Source organism: Bacteroides caecicola (assembly GCF_023337095.1).
Taxonomy (GTDB): Bacteria; Bacteroidota; Bacteroidia; order Bacteroidales; family Bacteroidaceae; genus Phocaeicola; species Phocaeicola gallinarum.
This window is the reverse complement of sequence record NZ_JAMBLM010000032.1, coordinates 1-1,239: the sequence shown is the minus strand read 5'-3', so window position 1 is coordinate 1,239 and position 1,239 is coordinate 1. Positions and strand designations below refer to the sequence as shown.

Genomic DNA, 1,239 nt, shown 5'->3' with positions numbered 1-1,239 from the left:
TGTCGTACATTTGTACTTTTGTTAAAAGTTTGATAATTTAGTTCTTTGAATAGGCATGGACAAAGACCGTAGAGCTTGTGGTTATGGAAACCGTTTTAAACGTTCAGTCCCCATGCCTTTACATCTGAAATCTGGATAGTTCGTTGGGACTTATGATCCCGTGTTGGCGACGATAGGTTACAGGATGTATTCAATCAAATTAAAGACGTTATGACTTACATTGGAATTGACATCAGCAAGGACAGCTTCGTAGCTGCTTTTCCGACAGTATCGGGTTATCAGACCCAAACTTATCCTAACACCGTAAAAGGTATCAGGAAGTTCATCGGCTCGCTTTCCGTAACAGAACATCATTGTGTGATGGAAGCCACCGGCAATTACGGTTTTCTGCTTCTTTATCTGCTTGACAGGCAGGGAATAGCTGCCAGCATGGTAAACCCCAAACAAATCAAGCACTTTTCACGCATGATGATGGCCGTCACCAAGACCGACCCCAAAGATGCCTGCATGATTGCCATGTACGGAGAGAAGATGAATCCTCCCGTTTACAAGATGCCTTCAGAAACCGTCATGCTGCTGAAGCAGAAGAAAACGATTATCAGGCAGTTGAAGAAACAGCTTACCGCGAGCAGGAACTTGAGAAGTTCTCTCGTAGTGCTTCCATTCCAAGACAAGAACGGGATGAAAGCTTTGGACAAGACTATTTCTTTTTTGGCAAGCCAAATCGAGTCTTTGGAGTCTGAACTTGCAGACTTGGCTTCATCTGAGTTTGACAGGCAGGTTAAACTACTCACATCCATCAAAGGGATTGGTATTACTTTGGCTACAGCCTTGATTGTCGCTACCGGAGGATTCTCCTATTTCAACAATGCAAAGCAGGTTTCCCGTTTTATCGGGATATGCCCGACCTACCAGCAGTCCGGAACATCCGTGCACATCAAAGGCGGGATTAACCGCAATGGGGATGCGAGCCTGCGTTCACTGCTTTATGTCGCTTCGTGGTCGGCATTACGTGGTAACACAACTTGCAAAGAGTGTTATACGAGATTGAAAGCCAATGGAAAGCCTTCTAAGGTAGCTCTTATTGCTGTTGCAAACAAGCTCGTCAGACAGGCATTTGCTGTAATCAAGTCAGATGCACCGTATGTGGATGGATTCGTTTCTACCCAGCAAACGAAATAACCTATGGTGGAATTTTTATACTCATTTTATTTGCTTATTAATATAGTTCGTTTAAAT

1 protein-coding gene is annotated in these 1,239 nt (G+C 43.8%); it reads left to right on the top strand.

The features are described 5' to 3' along the window. The first annotated feature begins 210 nt into the window (after positions 1–210). Entirely contained in the window at positions 211–1,182 is a 972-nt protein-coding gene (locus M3085_RS13830; RefSeq protein WP_249053327.1) for an IS110 family transposase, read from the top strand. Positions 1,183–1,239: the final 57 nt, after the last annotated feature.

Bases quoted from the DNA above. Each gene is read 5' to 3' on its own strand.
- M3085_RS13830 (WP_249053327.1), top strand. From the start codon at position 211: ATGACTTACATTGGAATTGACATCAGCAAGGACAGCTTCGTAGCTGCT.